Below are 1,500 nucleotides of genomic sequence, written 5' to 3' on the forward strand. Positions count from 1 at the left end.
GTTGGCAAGGGGTTTGTTTGAGCTTTTGCAGTAGCTGGTTGGTGCGGCCATGTATCCGACCTGTAGGTGCGGCTTTTCCATGTGCCGCTGGCCATAATGCCATTCGCGCGGCTCAGGTCCCGATCGAAAGCTCGCACTCGAAGTGCACGGCCCCAGTGGGTTCTCCTGATCCGGCGGTATCAACCGGCTTGCTGCATTAGCTCCTGTTCGCCCTTTCCAACCTCGTCGACGATCGTGCGCCTTATTCGTTCTATGCGATGATCGGCTCCCTGTAGCGCTCGCCGCCGGTCATTAATGCCCAGACCATACGGGCTGTCTTGTTAGCCAACGCAACCGCCGCGACCTTGGTCGTTCGTCGTGCCATCAGCTGCACGAGCCATGGCCTCCTGGTCCCGTTTCGCTCAGCATAGCGGATGACCGCCATTGCGCCGACAACGAGCAACTGGCGTAGATAGCGATTACCGGCTTTGGAGATGCTGCCGAGCTTCTCCTTGCCCCCGCTCGAGTTCTGCTTTGGCACGAGCCCGATCCAGGCGGAGAGGCATCGGCCCGACTTGAATGCATGGGGATCGGCGATGGTGGCGACGAACGCGCTCGCCAGCAGCGGACCCACGCCCGGGATCTCCATCAAGCGACGACCAAGCTCAGTCTCACGTGCACTCGCCCGGACCCGGCGATCGTTCTCAAGAATCTGTTCCTTCACGACCTTGAGCTGCGCCTCCAGCATGCGCAGGCATAGCNATCTCCATCAAGCGACGACCAAGCTCAGTCTCACGTGCACTCGCCCGGACCCGGCGATCGTTCTCAAGAATCTGTTCCTTCACGACCTTGAGCTGCGCCTCCAGCATGCGCAGGCATAGCCGTGCATCGGCTGGCACTCTGGTGTCCTTCTCGTCGTTGACGACGACAAGCAGTTGTTCGATGCCGTTCCGCCCGATCGGCGCCACGACCCCGAACTCCGACAGATGTGCCCGCAACGCGTTCGATATCTGAGTGCGCTGGCGGTTGAGCATCAACCGAACCCGGTGCAGCATCATCACACTCTGTTGCTCGGGCGACTTCAGCGGAACGAAGCGCATCGTCGGCCGTGTCACGGCCTCGCAGATCGCCTCTGCGTCTGCAGCGTCGTTCTTCTGCCGCTTCAGATATGGCTTCACATACTGTGCCGGCAGCAGCCGTACATCATGGCCACGTGCGATGAGCTCGCGAGCCCAATAATGCGACGAACTGCAAGCCTCGATCCCGACCAGGCAACGGGGCAGTTTCTCGAAGAATCCCAGAACGCGCCCACGAGTCAGCTTCCTTCGGATGACAACCTCACCGGCCGCATCCACGCCGTGCACTTGAAACACGGACTTCGCGATATCCAGACCGATCGTCGTAACGTTGCTCATCATCGCGCTCCTCCAGCTCTAATCCCGCGATCATACCGCAGAGAGGGCGGAGAGCCGTCCACCGCATCAACAGCGGACTTTCCGCTTTTGGCCGTAGTACGAAGAA

General features: G+C 60.4%; 2 pseudogenes. Both read right to left on the reverse strand.

Going from position 1 to position 1,500, the window contains the following annotated elements:
- Window positions 1–250 precede the first annotated feature (250 nt).
- Window positions 251–724: pseudogene (locus ABUE31_RS22590) on the reverse strand (IS110 family RNA-guided transposase); the annotation flags it as partial.
- A 25-nt stretch (window positions 725–749) separates the two neighbouring features.
- A pseudogene (locus ABUE31_RS22595) lies at window positions 750–1,394 on the reverse strand (IS110 family RNA-guided transposase); the annotation flags it as partial.
- Window positions 1,395–1,500 lie beyond the last annotated feature (106 nt).

This window comes from Mesorhizobium marinum (assembly GCF_040813675.1).
Classification (GTDB): Bacteria; Pseudomonadota; Alphaproteobacteria; order Rhizobiales; family Rhizobiaceae; genus Mesorhizobium_K; species Mesorhizobium_K marinum.